Below are 14,726 nucleotides of genomic sequence, written 5' to 3'. Positions count from 1 at the left end.
TCAGAGCTCGCTAAGGAAGGCGCGCAGCACGCGCCGGAGCGCCGTGGTCGCGGTCGCCGCGACGTCGCGCGTCTCGCCATGGCTGGGCGCACCGCCGAGGATGCCGGCGCCCATATTGGTGACGATCGAGATGCCGGCGACGCGCAGCCCGTAGCGGCGCGCCAGGATCACCTCCGGCACGGTCGACATGCCGACGAGGTCGGCGCCGAGGGTCTTGGCCATCTTGATCTCGGCAGGCGTCTCGAAGCTCGGTCCGGAGAACCACATATAGACGCCCTCGCCCATATTGGCGCCACTGGCGGCGGCGGCCTTCTTCAGGCGGGCGCGCAGATGCGGGTCATAAGCGTCGATCATCGGCACGAAGCGGCCGTCGCCGATATCGCCAACCAGCGGGTTCGGGCCGTTGTAGTTGATGTGGTCGGTGATCAAAGCGAGGCTACCGGGCCTGAGATCGGGCCGCAGCGAGCCCGCGGCATTGGTCAGCACCAGCGGCGGCGAGCCGAAAGCGGCGAGCATGCCGAGCGGCACGCGCATGATGGCGGGGTCGCCGGTCTCGTAGAAGTGCGCGCGCCCCTCGAAGACCAGCACGCGCTTGCCGTGCAGCACGCCATAGCTCAGCCGCTTGGCGTGGCCCGAGACAGAGCCCTTGGGAAAGCCCGGGATTTCCTCGAAAGGCACCGAAATCGGATCGACCATATCGTCGATGATGCGTCCGAGCCCGGTGCCGAGCACGACGGCGCAGTCGATGCCGCCATCGATGCCACGATCGATCAGTACCGATGCCGCTTGGTCGAAAAGCGCATCCGCCGCCATATTGTCTGCTCCATCGGCGCGTTGTCTGCGCTCATCGGGTCACTCTGTAGGCGCCCGCAAATCACTTCGGCAAATTGGCCGGTCCGAACGAGGCTGGCAACAGCTCGGCCAGCGAAAAGCGGGCGCGGATGCCCTCCGGTCCGGCGATCAGGATCGGCGTCTCCGGCGCGGCGAATTCGCGGATGCGCTGGCGGCAGGCACCGCAGGGCGTCACCAGTTCGGCGCCGTCGCCAATGACGACGATTGCCCGGATCGCGCGCGACCCACCCGCGACCATCGCCGAGATTGCGCCGGCCTCTGCGCAGGCGCCAACCGGATAGGCTGCGTTCTCGACATTGCAGCCCGGATAGACCTTGCCGTCATCGGCCAGGATGGCGGCGCCGACCTTGAAGCGTGAATACGGCGCGTAGGCCTTCTGCTGCACGGCAAGAGCCGCGGCGAAGAGCGCGTCGAGATCGGGTTCGGCGGACACTCAGCGTTCTTTCACATAAGGCAGGCCGGAGGCCTTCGGCGGCGTCGCCCTGCCGATGAAGCCGGCGAGCAGCACCACTGTCATCACATAGGGCAGGGCCTGGATCGCCTGCACCGGGACCTGGCCGATGCCGGGCAGGACGACGCCCTGCAGCCGGATCGCGACGGCATCGAGCAGTCCGAAGAGCAGGCAGGCGAAGAGCGCTGGCCAGGGCCGCCAATTGGCGAAGATCACGGCGGCGAGCGCGATGAAGCCCTTGCCGGCGGTCATCTGCGGCAGAAAGCCGGCCGATTGCGAGACCGCGAGATAGGTGCCGCCGAGCCCGCAGAGCGCGCCGCAGATGATCACCGCGGCATAGCGCAAGCCGGCGACCGAGACGCCAGCGGTGTCGACCGCAGCGGGATTCTCGCCGACCGCCCGCAGGCGCAGGCCGAAGCGGGTATGCTTCAGCGTCAGCGCCGTCAGCACCAGGGCAAGCACCGCGAGATAGACCGGCGCGGTATGGCCGGAGATCGCGATGTCGTAGATCGGGCCGAGGATAGGGATGCCCTTGATCGCTCCGACCAAAGGCAGGTCGAGCTCGGGAAAGCGGGCCGATCCTTCGAGGTTCGGCGTGCGCCCGCCTTGCCCGTACCAGGCATTGCCGAGGATGGCGGTGAGCCCGACCGCCAGCATGTTGATCGCAACGCCGGAGACGATCTGGTTGCCGCGCCAGGTGATCGCGGCGAAGCCATGCACCAGCGACAGCGCGATCGCGGCGAGCATGCCGGCGCCGAGGCCCGCCCAGGCCGAGCCGCTGTGATAGGCGACGACGGCCGAGGCGAAGGCGGCGATCAGCATCTTGCCTTCGAGGCCGATGTCGACGACGCCGGAGCGCTCCGACCAGAGCCCGGCCAGCGCGGCGCAGAGCAGCGGGATCGACAGGCGGATCGTCGAATCCAGGATGACGGCGAGCGTCTGGACGATCTCCATCGCCTAGCCTCCGCGCCCGAGATTGAGCACGCTCGCCACCAGCCGCCGGAACAGCCCGTCCAGCGCGCCGGCGAAGAGGATGACGATGCCGCCGATCACCACGACCATGTCGCGCGTGATGGTCGGCTTGTCGAAGGAGAGCTCCGCCCCACCCTGGTAGAGCACACCGAAGAGCAGCGCCGCGAGCCCGACGCCGACCGGGTGGCCGCGGCCCATCAGCGCCACCGCAATGCCGACGAAGCCGTAGCCGGCGGTGAAATCGAGCACGAGCCTGTGCTGCACGCCCATGGCTTCGTTGACCGCGAGCCCGCCGGCGAGCGCGCCCGAGATCGCCATCGCCACCATCGTAATGCGGGCTGGTGAGATGCCGGCATAGGCCGCGGCGCGCGGATTGGCGCCGACGGTGCGGATCGCGTAGCCGAGCCGCGAGCGATAGATCAGCGCCCAGACCGCGACGAGAGCGGCGAGCGCCAGCAGAAACGAGGTGTTGAGCGGCGTCGAGGGTAGTTTAAGGCCGAAGGCGCCGAGCAGCTCGTGAATCGGCGTCAGCACAGCCTGCTTCGGGAAATCCGGGGTCTCCGGCTGCATCGAGCCCGCTTTCCCCATGACCTCGACCAGCAAATAGACGATCAGCGTCGCTGCGATGAAGTTGAACATGATCGTGGTGATCACGACATGGCTGCCGCGCGTCGCCTGGAGGTAGCCGGGTATGAAGGCCCAGAGCGCCCCGCCCGCGGCCGCGGCGAGGATGGCGAGCGGGACCAGCAGTATACCCGGCAGCGGCGCCAGCCAGAGGCAGGCGAGCGCGGCGAAGATGCCGGCGATGGTCGCCTGGCCCTCGCCGCCGATATTGAACAGGCCGGCATGGAAGGCGACGGCGACGGCAAGTCCGGTGAAGATGAAATTGGTAGTGTAGTATAGGGTGAAGCCGAGCCCCTCCAGGCTGCCGAGCGAGCCCTTGAGCAGGAGCGCCGTCGCCTCCAGCGGGCTTTCGCCAATCGAGAGCACGACGAGCCCGGCGACGACGAGCGCTGCCGCGACAGAGACCAGCGGCACCAGCGCGGTGTCGGCCCAGCGGGGAAGTTCGATCGGGGCCGCGCTCATGCCGCGCGCTCGCTGACGCCGGCCATCAGCAGGCCGAGATCGCGCTCGTCGGTCGCCACCGCCTCGCGCTCCCCGGTGATCTGGCCGCCGCAGAGCGCGAGAATGCGGTCGGAGAGCGCCATCACCTCCTCGAGCTCGACCGAGACGAGCAGGATCGCGACACCCTGATCGCGTAGGGCGATCAGGCGGCGATGAATGAATTCGATCGCGCCGATATCGACGCCGCGCGTCGGCTGGCCGACCAGCAGCACCTTCGGCGCCCGCTCGATCTCGCGGGCGAGCACGATCTTCTGCTGGTTGCCACCGGAGAACTTCGCCGTCTTCAAGGCCGGGTCGACCGGGCGGACATCGTAATCCTGCATGCCGGCCCGGGCATGCTGCTCGACGAGGGTCGGCGACAGGAAGGGGCCTCGCCCGAAAGCCGGATCGTCATGATAGCCGAGGATCGCGTTCTCGGCTGCGGCGAAGGCGGTGACGAGGCCGGTCCTCAGGCGATCCTCGGGGATATGCATCAGCCCGAGCCGGCGCAGATTGGCTGGGTTGCGGTCGGCGGCGTTGAGGATCTGGCCGCCGAGCCGGATCACCCCGCGCGTCGGCTGGATCAGTCCTGCGAGGACGTCGAGCAATTCGCTTTGGCCGTTGCCGGCGATGCCGGCGATGCCGACGATCTCGCCTTCGTGCAAAGTGAGGCTGGCGTCGCGCAAGGTCTCGCAGCCGCGCTCGTCGATCACGGAGAGGCCGGCCGCCTCCAGCACCGGCGCACCGCGCTTTCGCGGCGTCTTCTCGACGCGCAGCAGCACGCGCCGGCCGACCATCGCCTCGGCGAGTTCGGCCGGTGACGTCCTGGTCGTCTCGACATGCGCGACCATCTCGCCGCGCCGCATCACCGAGACGCGGTCGGTCACCGCCATGATCTCGCGCAGCTTGTGGGTGATCAGGATCACCGTCTTGCCCTGCGCTTTCAGGGCCTTGAGCAGTTCGAAGAGCTGGTCGGCCTCGGCCGGGGTCAGCACCGCGGTCGGCTCATCCAGGATCAGTATCTGCGCGCCCCGATAGAGCGCCTTCAGGATCTCGACGCGCTGCTGCAAGCCGACCGAGAGCTCGCCGACGATCGCGTCGGGATCGATGGCGAGCCCGTATTCCTGGGAAAGCCGTGCCAGTTCCGCCCGCGCCTTGGCGATGCCACCCTTGAGCAGCGCCCCGCCCTCGGCGCCGAGCACGATGTTCTCGACGACCGACAGCGGCTCGACCAGCATGAAATGCTGGTGGACCATGCCGATCCCCGCGGCGATCGCATCCGAGGAGGAGCGGATCCGGTGCGGTTCCCCACGGACCCGAATCTCGCCGGTATCGGCCTCGTAGAAGCCATAGAGGATCGACATCAGCGTCGACTTGCCGGCGCCGTTCTCCCCGACGATGCCGTGGATCGAGCCGGCGGCGACCGAAAGCGACACGTCCTTGTTGGCCTTGACCGGGCCGAACGCCTTGCTGATGCCGATCAGCTCGATGGCAGGGGGCGGGCTCGTCACCGGCAGCGCAAGCTCACATCGTGCACTTGGAATCCGACATGTAGTCGTGGACCTTGACGGTGCCGGCGATGATGTCGGCCCGCGCCTTGTCGGCGGTGGCCTTGATCTCGGGCGTGATCAGCGCCTTGTTGTTGTCGTCGAGCGCCCAGCCGACGCCGTCCTCCTTCAGCCCGAGCACCGAGACGCCCGGCTTCCAGGTGCCGTCGCGCGCCTCCTTGAACGAGGTGTAGGTGGCGACGTCGACGCGCTTCAGCATCGAGGTCAGCACCTTGCCGGGATGGAGCATGTTCTGGTTCGAGTCGACGCCGATGCCGAGCTTGCCGGCGTCCGCTGCGGCGCGCAGCACGCCGATGCCGGTGCCGCCTGCGGCGTGGTAGATCACGTCGGCGCCGCGATCGATCTGCGACTTGGCGAGCTCACCGCCCTTGACCGGGTCGTTCCAGGCGGCCGGAGTCGAGCCGGTCATGTTCTGGAAGATCTCGGCGTCCTTCTTGCCGGCCTTGACGCCCTGGACATAGCCGCAGGCGAATTTGCGGATCAGCGGGATGTCCATGCCGCCGACGAAACCGACCTTGCCGGTCTTCGAGGCGAGGCTGGCGATGAGGCCGACGAGATAGGAGGCCTCATGCTCCTTGAAGACGACGGACTGCACGTTCGGCAATTCGACGACCATGTCGATGATGGTGAACTTCAGGTTCGGGAACTCGGCCGCGACCTTCTGCAGCGCGGTCGCCTGCGAGAAGCCGACGGCGATGATCGGCGAATGGCCGTCGCGAGCGAAACGGCGCAGCGCCTGCTCGATCTGGGCGTCATTGGTCGGCTCGAAATCGCGGAACTCGACGCCGGTCTCGGCCTTGAACTTCTCGGCCCCGACGAAGACGCCCTCATTGAAGGATTTGTCGAATTTGCCGCCCTTGTCATAGACGATCGCCGGCTTGATCGCGGTCTGGGCCATGGCCGCTATGGCCGAAAGGGCGACGCCCGCCAAAGCGAGCGCGAGAGATTTCAGTTGCATCGAGCCGTTCCCCTGTCATGCGCGGAATGGTTGCCCCATCCCTGCCTGCGGTCACGATGGCACGGCTTGCCGACGGGGCCAAGCGGGCTGGAGAGCCCGCTTGGCGATATATGTCATATATGAACAGTCGCCTTAGCCGCGCTGGATCGAGACGCCGCCATCGGCGAGGAAGGCCGTGCCGGTGACGAAGCTCGACGCGTCCGAGGCGAGAAACAGCGCGGCGCGGGCGATCTCCTCCGGCTGCGCCATCCGCTTCAGCGCATGGATGCCCTCGACGAAGGCGGTGACCTCGGGACCGGAGGTCGGATCGTTGGTGATGCTCGCCGGCGTGTCGGTGCCGCCCGGCAGCAGGGCGTTGACGCGGATGCGCTTGCCGCCGAGCTCGGCCGCGAGCGCCTTCACGAGGCCGATCTGCCCGGCCTTGCTCGCCGCATAGGCCGACATTCCGGCGAGCCCGGCAGTGTAGCCGACGAAGCTCGCGGTGAAGATCAGCGAGCCGCCGCCGCGGGTCTCGAGCGCCGGCGCCTGATACTTCGCGCCGAGGAAGGCGCTGGTCAGGTTGGTCTCGATCAGCTGGTGCCAAGTCGCCAGCGACATCTCGGCGACCGGTCCGAGATCGCCGACCGTGCCGGCATTGTTGAAGGCGATATCGAGCCCGCCGAAGCGCTCGGTCGCCGTTTCGACCAGGCGCTGCGCCAAGGCCTCCTCGCGAATGTCGCCGGCGACAGCGATCACTTCGCCGCCTTCCGCCTTGATCTCGCCGATGAGCGTATCGAGCTCGCTCTGCCGCCGCGCCGTGATCACGAGCCTGGCGCCCTCGGCCGCGAACAGTTTTGCCGCCGCCCTTCCGATGCCGGAGCTCGCGCCGGTGACGATCGCGACCTTGTCCTTCAGTGCCATCATGTCCCGTTCCTTCGTTCAGACGATGAGGCACGGGTGATCGCAGGCGGCGGGCGGGTGCAGACACCCGCTTCCTGTCACGGCACCGCACCCGATTGCTGGCAGGACGGGATCGGCCTAGCTTTCCCGCCATGACGCTGAACGATGCCGAGATCGAACGCTACGCCCGCCATCTGGTGCTGCCGGAGATCGGCGGCCCCGGCCAGGCCAAGCTCAAGCGCGCCCGGGTTCTGGTGATCGGCGCGGGCGGGCTGGGAGCGCCGCTGATCCCCTATCTAGCCGCCGCCGGCGTTGGGACGATCGGCATCGTCGACGACGACCATGTCTCGCTCTCGAACCTGCAGCGGCAGATCATCTTCGGGGCGGAGGATATCGGGGCGCGCAAGGTGGTCGCGGCCGCCAATTTCGTCACGAGGCTCAACCCGCGGGTCGAGATCGAGGAATACGTCACCCGGATCGACGCGCATAACGCCCGCGCCCTCGTGGCGTTCTATGATGTCGTCGCCGATGGCTCAGACAATTTCGCAACGCGCTATGCCGTCTCCGATGCCTGCTTCCACGAGAAGAAGCCGCTGGTGACGGCGGCGCTCGGCCGCTTCGACGGCTCGCTGACCACGATCCGCGCGCATGAGACCAGCGCCGACGGCCGGCCCAATCCGACCTATCGCTGCCTGTTCCCGCAGGAGCCGCCGCCCGGCACGGTTGCGCCCTGCGCTGAGGCCGGCGTGCTCGGCGCGCTCGCCGGCGTCATGGGCTCGATGATGGCACTGGAGGTGATCCGAGCCATCACCGGCTTCGGCGAGCCGCTGGTCGGCAAGCTCCTGCTCGTCGACGCGATGGCGATGCGCTTCGGGACGATGAAATACGGCTGGGATCCGGAAAATCCGCTGAACGGGACGGCGAGAAGCCAAACAGCGAATGCTTCAATTTGATCTAACGGGTTTCATCTGAATTTTTGCATCCTCTGCCATGGTTATGAGCTTGGCAGGGGACTTACCGATGCGCCGGCTGGTCATTTGTGTTGTCGGGTGCATTCTGTGCACATCGGTACAGGCGTTCGAGAGTACTTGGGTTTGGCTCGCGAGCTATCGAATTCTCGAACCAAGCTGCCGTTCCGACATTCAGTCGGCCTTGAAGGGCTTGTCGACGTCCGATCTGGAAGAAGCGATCGAGATCGCTCGCCAACGAGAAGTGGTATTCACCTCCAGGGTTAAGACAGCCGGCGATGCTGCGAGGGCGCAGAATGAGCTCGATGACTACCACGTCGTGATGGTAGCTCAGCTCGAAGGCGGGCTGAAGACAATGGGATGTCCGAGGGTCATTCAGAAGCTCGGCCTCAACCTTCCCAAGCCTATGACCAAGGAGCAGGTTACCGAGATGGCTCGCTCGGCCCCGCTCCAAAGTTCCGAGCGCACGGATTCAATCCCTGCTGCCGACCGGATCGGCACGAAAGCAGCCTATCAGCTTCAGAAAAATCATCACTTTGAACATCACGCAAAAGAAGAGTTGCGACCTGAACTCATTGCGAGTGACCTCGTTGAGCGAGGTCGATCGCACTCCCCGCGATGCGCCTTCGTTCGTGGGCATGCTCCGGACCTACACCGAACGCTGGGCGATCGTTTGCGATGGAGAGGCGGAGGCGAACATCGTGACCTTTCATCAGGATGCCCGGAGATGGCGCAGTTACAAGGTTGAGCATAGCGCTCGAAAGAGCGCGAGCAACGATGCCTCGTCAGCCGAGCCAGTTCTCAGAAAAGGGCTACAAAATTAGGCCGAAGCCGCCCGCTTTGCGTCGATCACGTCCCAGAGCTGTGCCGCCAGATCCGGCCCGCCGAGCTTCTTGATCGCGCGCACCCCGGTGGGCGCGGTGACGTTGATCTCGGTCAATCGGCCGCCGATCACGTCGATGCCGACGAGCAGGAGGCCGCGCTCCCTCAGCGCCGGGCCAATGCGCTCGCAGATTTCGAGCTCGCGCTTGGAGAGGTCCGTCGGCTTGGCTGCGCCGCCGCGTACCATGTTGGCGCGCAGGTCGCCGACCGCCGGGACGCGGTTGACCGCGCCGGCCGCCTTGCCGTCGATCAGGATGATGCGCTTGTCGCCCTCGGAGACCTCCTTCAGGAAGGCCTGCACGACCCAGGGCTCGCGGAAGAGGTTGGCAAACAGGTCGTAGAGGGAGCCGAAATTCGGGTCGCCCTTGCCAGTCTTGAACACGGTCGCGCCGCCATGGCCGTAGAGCGGCTTCATCACGATATCGCCGAACTCCTCGCGGAAGGCCTCGATCTCGGCGCGGTCGCGCGTGATCAGCGTCGGCGGCATCAGATCGGGAAAATGCGTGACGAAGAGCTTTTCCGGCGCGTTGCGGACCTCCGTGGGATCGTTGACCACCAGCGTCTTCGGATGGATGCGCTCGAGCATATGCGTCGAGGAGACATAGGCCATGTCGAAGGGCGGGTCCTGGCGCAGCAGCACCACGTCCAGCGTCGAGAGGTCAGTGCGCTCGGGCTGGCCGAGCGTGTAGTGGTCGCCCTCGACGTCGCGCACCTCGACCGGATTGATCACGGCGGTGACCTTGCCGTCGCGCAGGGTCAGCTTCTCAGGCGTGTAGGTGAAGAGCCTGTGGCCGCGCGCCTGCGCCTCCAGCATCAGCGAAAAGCCGGTGTCGCCGGCGATGCGGACCTTCTCGATCGGGTCCATCTGGATGGCGACGTTCAGCGGCATGGGCGAAAGCTCCGGTTGCGGCCGTTATATCGGCTGCGCGACCATTGCGGCGCAAGAGGGCTGGCCTTGCGTCAGAGCACGAGCTCGAACACGCGGGGGACATGGCGAGGCAGCCGCCAGGGCGCGAGGAAGACGGCATCGGCCCGAAGGTTGCGCTGCATCGCCCAGGGATTGCGCGCCAGCCATTGCCTGATGCGGGCCTCCATCAGCCGGCGCTTGTCCGCCGTGATCGCCATGGCGGCATCGTCGAGCGATGCGCGCGCCTTGACCTCGACGAAGACGATATCGTCGCCGCGGGCCATGATCAGATCAATCTCGCCACCCTTGCCGCCGAAACGGCGCTGCAGCAGGCGATAGCCCTTGGCGCTGAGGAAGGCGACGGCGAGCCACTCGCCGCGGCGGCCGGCGAGGCCGGAATGGCGCGCGCGGCGACTGCGCAGCGCCTCGCTCATGGCGCGCGGGTCAATTCGAGGGCGCGGGCATAGACGACGCGGCGCGGCTGCCCACTCGCGGCCGCGACCTGCGCCACCGCCTCCTTCAGCGAAACCTTGGCGAGCGCGGCGCGCAGCGCCTCGTCGAGCGTGTCGCCCTGTACCGCCGCGGCGGAGGCGTCGGGTGGGCCGATGATCACCACGATCTCGCCGCGCGCCTCCTCGGCCTCGGAATAGTGCGCAGCAAGGTCGGGCAGAGGGCCACGGCGGACGTTCTCGTAATACTTGGTCAGTTCGCGCGCGACAGCTCCTGACCGCGCGCCGAGCACCGCAGCGGCGTCAGCCAGCATCTCCGCGAGGCGTCGCGGCGATTCGAAGAAAACGAGCGTGCCGGGAATGGCGGCAAGCTCGGTCAGCCGGGCTTTGCGGCCGGCGCTCTTCGGCGGCAAAAAACCCTCGAAGAAGAAGCGGTCGGTGGGCAGCCCCGCCAGCACCAGCGCCGCCAACACGGCGGACGGGCCGGGAATGCCGGTGACCGGCAGCCCTTCCGCGACGACCTCAGCGACGAGCTTGTAGCCGGGATCGGAGACGAGCGGCGTGCCGGCGTCCGAGATCAGCGCGAGCTTGCCGCCCTTGCGCAGCCGTTCAAGGATCTTCGGGCGCATCTGCGCGGCGTTGTGCTCGTGATAGGGCAGCAGCGGCGTCGCGATGCCGTAATGCGCCAGCAGCGTCTTCGAGGTCCTGGTGTCCTCCGCCAGCACGGCATCGGCGGCGGCGAGCGTCGACAGCGCCCGGAAGGATATATCCTTCAGATTGCCGATTGGTGTTGCGACGATGTGGAGGCCCGGCGCGAGCGGCTCGGCCTCGGCCCGGAGGCCGAAGGCCGTATAGCTCGGAGCGCGACCAGTAGCAGGCAGGGCGGATATGGGGCCGGACATGGCGGCGAAACTGCCACAGCGATCGGCAAGATGCCACCGCCGGCCCGGCAACCTAGAGTTAACAACTTGAAAATAGCTTCGCTCACTGGCAGGACTTGTTCACGGTTCGGGACAAGACATTCAGCTGGTGTGAGCTTGCCTTGCGCCTCGCCGAGGAGTGGAGACGAAAACCGTGTCGCGTCACTTGAAGCTCCTCGTCCCGCCGAGCCGCCGGCTGATCCTGCTATCCGGCGTTGGCGCCGCGCTCGCTGCCTGCAGCGGCGGTACCGGCGGCCTTCCCGGCTTCGACACCCAGACGACGCCGCAGGGCGGCGGTACTCAGCCCAGCGGTCCGACCATCGGCGCCGGCTCGGTAAAGGTCGGGCTGATCCTGCCGCTGACCGCCGAAGGCCAAGGCGCGACCGTCGGCAACTCGCTCAAGAACGCCGCCGAGATGGCGCTTGCGGAATTCCCCGGCGCCGACCTCACGCTGCTGGTCAAGGATGATCGCGGCACGCCGGAGGGCGCCCAGGCCGCAGCGCAGGAGGCGCTCCGCGAGGGCGCGGAGCTGATCATCGGACCGCTTTTCGCGCCCTCCGTCCAGGCCGTCGGTCAGGTCGCCCGCGGTGCCGGCAAGCCGGTGATGGCCTTCTCCAGCGACAGCAATGTCGCCTCGCGCGGCATCTATCTGCTCTCTTTCCCGCCTGAGAACGACGTCAACCGCGTCATCGCCTATGCCTCGGCGCAGGGGCGCAAATCCTTCGCTGCACTGGTACCCGAGACCGCCTATGGCAAGGTCGTCGAAGGCGCCTTCCAGCAGGCGGTCGCCAATCGCGGTGCTCGTGTCGTCGTGATCGAACGCTTTGGCTCCGACCAGAACAGCATGCGCGCCGCGGCGACGCGGCTCGTGCCGGCGCTGCAGCAGGCCGATGCCCTGTTCGTGCCCGCCGACGCTGCTGCGATGCCGACGCTTGGCCTCGTCTTGCAGCAGGCCGGCTATGACCCCGCCAAGGTCAAGCCGCTCGGCACGGGCGTCTGGAACGACGCCAATGTCGCGCGCGTCCCGGCGATCCAGGGTGGCTGGTTCGCCTCGCCCGACACCGCCGGCTTCAACGCCTTCTCCGGCCGCTACCAGAAGCGCTTCAACAGTGCCCCGACGCGGACCGCGACGCTGTCCTACGACGCGGTCTCGCTGGCGGCGGCGCTCGCCCGAACTCAAGGCAGCCAGCGCTTCTCCGAAAGCGTCTTGACCAATGCCTCGGGCTTTGCCGGGGCCGACGGGGTCTTCCGCTTCCGTCCGGATGGGTTGAATGAGCGCGGGCTTGCCGTGCTCGAGCTGCGCAACGGCCAGATCGTCACGGTCAACGCAGCCCCGCGCGATCTCGGCCCGCGGACGAACTGAGGCTCGCGAAAGGGCGTCATTCTCGGGCGGCGCAGAGCGCCGACCCGAGAATCTCTTGCAGAATGAGGCGCCTTTCACGGGCGCCTTTTTTGCCCTGAGATGCTCGGGTCAAGCCCGAGCATGACGTGAGCAACTGCTCACCCGCCGATGTTGAACGCCGCCAGCGCGGCCATGTTGACGATATCGGAATCCTTAGCCCCGAGCGGCACGATCTGAACCGGCTTGTCGAGGCCGACCAGCAATGGGCCGATCACGGTCGCACCGCCGAGCTCCTGCAGCATCTTGGTCGAGATCGAGGCCGAGTGGAACGCCGGCATGATCAGGACGTTCGCCGGCCCGGTCAGGCGGCAGAACGGATACTGCGCCATCAGATCGCGATTGAGCGCGACGTCGGCGGCCATCTCGCCATCATACTCGAAGTCGACGCGCTGGCCGTCGAGGATCGTCACCGCATCGCGCACCTTTTCCGAGCGCTCCCCCGCCGGATGGCCGAAGGTCGAGAAGGCGAGCATCGCGACCTTCGGCTCGTAGCCAAGGCGACGCGCGACGCCGGCGGCCTCGATCGCGATCTCCGAGAGTTCCTGCGCCGTCGGCATCTCGGTGATCGCGGTGTCGGCGACCAGCACGGTACGCCCACGCGTGATCGCGATCGAGACGCCGATCAGCCGATGGCCCGGCCGGTCGTCGATGACACGGCGGACCTCTTCCAGCGCGATCGAGTAGTTGCGGGTGACCCCGGTCACCATCGCATCGGCATCGCCGAGTGCGACCATGGCGGCGGCGAAATGATTGCGATCCTGGTTGATCAGGCGCTGGCAGTCGCGGAACAGATAGCCGTGCCGCTGCAGCCGCTCGTAGAGGTACTGCGCATAGGCTGAGTTGCGATGCGAGAGCCTCGCGTTCTGGACCTCGATGCCCTTGGCGGCGAGGTCGACGCCGAGATGCTCGGCCGTCTCGTTGATGCGCTCCTCGCGTCCGACCAGGATCGCCTTGCCAAGCTCCTGATTGACGAAGGAGGCCGCGGCGCGGATGACCTGCTCCTCCTCGCCCTCGGCGAAGACGACGCGCTTGGGATAGCGCCGGACGCGCTCGAAGATGCGGTTGAGCGTGCCGGTGACCGGGTCGCGCCTTGCCGAGAGCTGCGCCTTGTACGCGCCGGTGTCGACGATCGGCTTGCCGGCGACACCCGTCTCCATCGCCGCCTTGGCGACCGCCATCGGCACGACATGGATCAGTCGCGGATCGAACGGTACCGGGATGATGTAATCCTTGCCATAGCGCGGGCGTGCGCCCTGATAGGCGGCGGCGACCTCGTCGGGGACGTCCTCGCGCGCCAGCGAGGCCAGTGCCTCGGCTGCGGCGATCTTCATCTCCATGTTGATCGTGGTGGCGCGGACATCGAGCGCGCCACGGAAGATGAAGGGGAAGCCGAGGACGTTGTTGACCTGGTTCGGATAGTCCGAGCGCCCGGTCGCCATGATCGCGTCGTCGCGAATGGCGTGCACCTCTTCCGGCGTGATCTCCGGATCGGGATTGGCCATGGCGAAGATGATCGGGTTCGCCGCCATCGAGGCGACCATCTCCGGGGTCACCGCGCCCTTCTGCGACAGGCCGAAGAAGGCGTCTGCGCCTTCCAGCGCCTGCGCCAGCGTGCGCCGGTCAGTGACCGCCGCATGGGCCGATTTCCACTGGTTCATGCCCTCGGTGCGGCCCTGGTAGATCACGCCCTTGGTGTCGCAGAGGATGACGTTGTCGGGCTTGAAGCCCATTGCCTTGAGCAGTTCGATGCAGGCGATGGCGGCGGCGCCGGCACCGTTGATGACGAGCTTCGTCGACTTGACGTCGCGCTCCGTCAGGTCGAGCGCGTTGATCAGGCCGGCGGCGGCGATGATCGCGGTGCCATGCTGGTCGTCATGGAAGACCGGGATGTCCATCAGTTCGCGCAGGCGCTGCTCGATGATGAAGCATTCCGGCGCCTTGATGTCCTCGAGATTGATACCGCCGAAGGACGGGCCGAGATAACGCACGGCCTCGATGAACTTGTCGGCATCCTCGGTATCGACCTCGAGATCGATCGAGTCGACATCGGCGAAACGCTTGAACAGGATGGATTTGCCTTCCATCACCGGCTTGGAGGCGAGCGCGCCGAGATTGCCGAGGCCAAGGATGGCGGTACCATTCGTGATCACCGCGACGAGATTGGCGCGTGCGGTGTAGTCATAGGCGCGGCTGGGATCCTCGGCGATCGCCAGGACCGGCACCGCGACGCCGGGCGAATAGGCCAGCGACAGGTCGCGCTGCGTTGCCATCGGCACGGTTGGAATGATCTCGAGCTTGCCTGGCCGCCCCTGCGAGTGGAAGAGCAGCGCCTCCTGATCGGTGAAGGTCGGACGGGTGCGCTTGGGCGGCGGGGAGCGATCGTTCATGCGCTTGTTCTTTTTCAAAGGCGTTTC

General features: G+C 66.9%; 14 protein-coding genes. 3 read left to right on the top strand and 11 right to left on the bottom strand.

The genetic code is table 11. From position 1 onward, the window contains the following. The 7 genes from BLM15_RS20855 to BLM15_RS20825 form a co-directional block, all read right to left on the bottom strand. Positions 1-813, bottom strand: coding sequence for a purine-nucleoside phosphorylase (locus BLM15_RS20855; RefSeq protein WP_126114556.1), 813 nt, complete (start codon positions 811-813; stop codon positions 1-3). Positions 814-874: 61 nt separating this feature from the next. Continuing rightward, positions 875-1,285: a cytidine deaminase gene (locus tag BLM15_RS20850; RefSeq protein ID WP_126114555.1), complete on the bottom strand. Its 411-nt coding sequence runs from the start codon at positions 1,283-1,285 to the stop codon at positions 875-877. Continuing rightward, positions 1,286-2,257: an ABC transporter permease gene (locus BLM15_RS20845; RefSeq protein ID WP_126114554.1), complete on the bottom strand. Its 972-nt coding sequence runs from the start codon at positions 2,255-2,257 to the stop codon at positions 1,286-1,288. 3 nt (positions 2,258-2,260) lie between these two features. Further along, on the bottom strand, positions 2,261-3,361 hold the full coding sequence (locus BLM15_RS20840; RefSeq protein WP_126114553.1) for an ABC transporter permease: 1,101 nt from the start codon (positions 3,359-3,361) through the stop codon (positions 2,261-2,263). Beyond that, positions 3,358-4,890, bottom strand: a complete 1,533-nt coding sequence (locus tag BLM15_RS20835) for an ABC transporter ATP-binding protein (protein WP_126114552.1) — start codon at positions 4,888-4,890, stop codon at positions 3,358-3,360. The genes BLM15_RS20840 and BLM15_RS20835 overlap by 4 nt, the downstream gene beginning before the upstream one ends. A 13-nt stretch (positions 4,891-4,903) precedes the next feature. Next, a complete protein-coding gene (locus tag BLM15_RS20830) occupies positions 4,904-5,905 on the bottom strand; it encodes a BMP family lipoprotein (RefSeq protein WP_126114551.1) in 1,002 nt (333 codons plus the stop codon). A gap of 132 nt (positions 5,906-6,037) precedes the next feature. Beyond that, positions 6,038-6,808 carry an SDR family oxidoreductase gene (locus BLM15_RS20825; protein WP_126114550.1) on the bottom strand — a complete coding sequence of 257 codons (771 nt, stop codon included), beginning with the start codon at positions 6,806-6,808 and terminating at the stop codon, positions 6,038-6,040. Between the two features lie 128 nt (positions 6,809-6,936). On the opposite strand from BLM15_RS20825, the gene BLM15_RS20820 reads away from it, so the two are divergent. Together BLM15_RS20820 and BLM15_RS20815 are read left to right on the top strand one after the other, a co-directional pair. Further along, positions 6,937-7,737: a HesA/MoeB/ThiF family protein gene (locus BLM15_RS20820; protein ID WP_126114549.1), complete on the top strand. Its 801-nt coding sequence runs from the start codon at positions 6,937-6,939 to the stop codon at positions 7,735-7,737. A gap of 67 nt (positions 7,738-7,804) precedes the next feature. Continuing rightward, the gene (locus tag BLM15_RS20815; protein ID WP_126114548.1) at positions 7,805-8,500 is read left to right on the top strand and encodes a hypothetical protein; all 696 of its coding nucleotides are present in this window, start codon (positions 7,805-7,807) and stop codon (positions 8,498-8,500) included. A 72-nt stretch (positions 8,501-8,572) separates the two neighbouring features. Here BLM15_RS20815 and gshB read toward each other — a convergent pair whose 3' ends face one another. The 3 genes from gshB to rsmI form a co-directional block, all read right to left on the bottom strand. Then, the gene (gene gshB, locus BLM15_RS20810) at positions 8,573-9,523 is read right to left on the bottom strand and encodes a glutathione synthase (protein ID WP_126114547.1); all 951 of its coding nucleotides are present in this window, start codon (positions 9,521-9,523) and stop codon (positions 8,573-8,575) included. 71 nt (positions 9,524-9,594) lie between these two features. After that, the gene (locus BLM15_RS20805; RefSeq protein WP_126114546.1) at positions 9,595-9,975 is read right to left on the bottom strand and encodes a YraN family protein; all 381 of its coding nucleotides are present in this window, start codon (positions 9,973-9,975) and stop codon (positions 9,595-9,597) included. After that, positions 9,972-10,892, bottom strand: coding sequence for a 16S rRNA (cytidine(1402)-2'-O)-methyltransferase (rsmI, locus tag BLM15_RS20800; RefSeq protein ID WP_126114545.1), 921 nt, complete (start codon positions 10,890-10,892; stop codon positions 9,972-9,974). The genes BLM15_RS20805 and rsmI overlap by 4 nt, the downstream gene beginning before the upstream one ends. 172 nt (positions 10,893-11,064) lie before the next feature. Here rsmI and BLM15_RS20795 point away from each other — a divergent pair, with 172 nt between their 5' ends. Next, positions 11,065-12,273: a penicillin-binding protein activator gene (locus BLM15_RS20795; protein WP_236846362.1), complete on the top strand. Its 1,209-nt coding sequence runs from the start codon at positions 11,065-11,067 to the stop codon at positions 12,271-12,273. 137 nt (positions 12,274-12,410) lie between these two features. Here BLM15_RS20795 and BLM15_RS20790 read toward each other — a convergent pair whose 3' ends face one another. Next, entirely contained in the window at positions 12,411-14,699 is a 2,289-nt protein-coding gene (locus BLM15_RS20790; RefSeq protein WP_126114544.1) for an NADP-dependent malic enzyme, read from the bottom strand. Positions 14,700-14,726: the final 27 nt, after the last annotated feature.

Source organism: Bosea sp. Tri-49 (assembly GCF_003952665.1).
Classification (GTDB): Bacteria; Pseudomonadota; Alphaproteobacteria; order Rhizobiales; family Beijerinckiaceae; genus Allobosea.
Note: the sequence above shows the minus strand (reverse complement) of the source record. Positions and strands in the feature narration are given on the sequence as shown.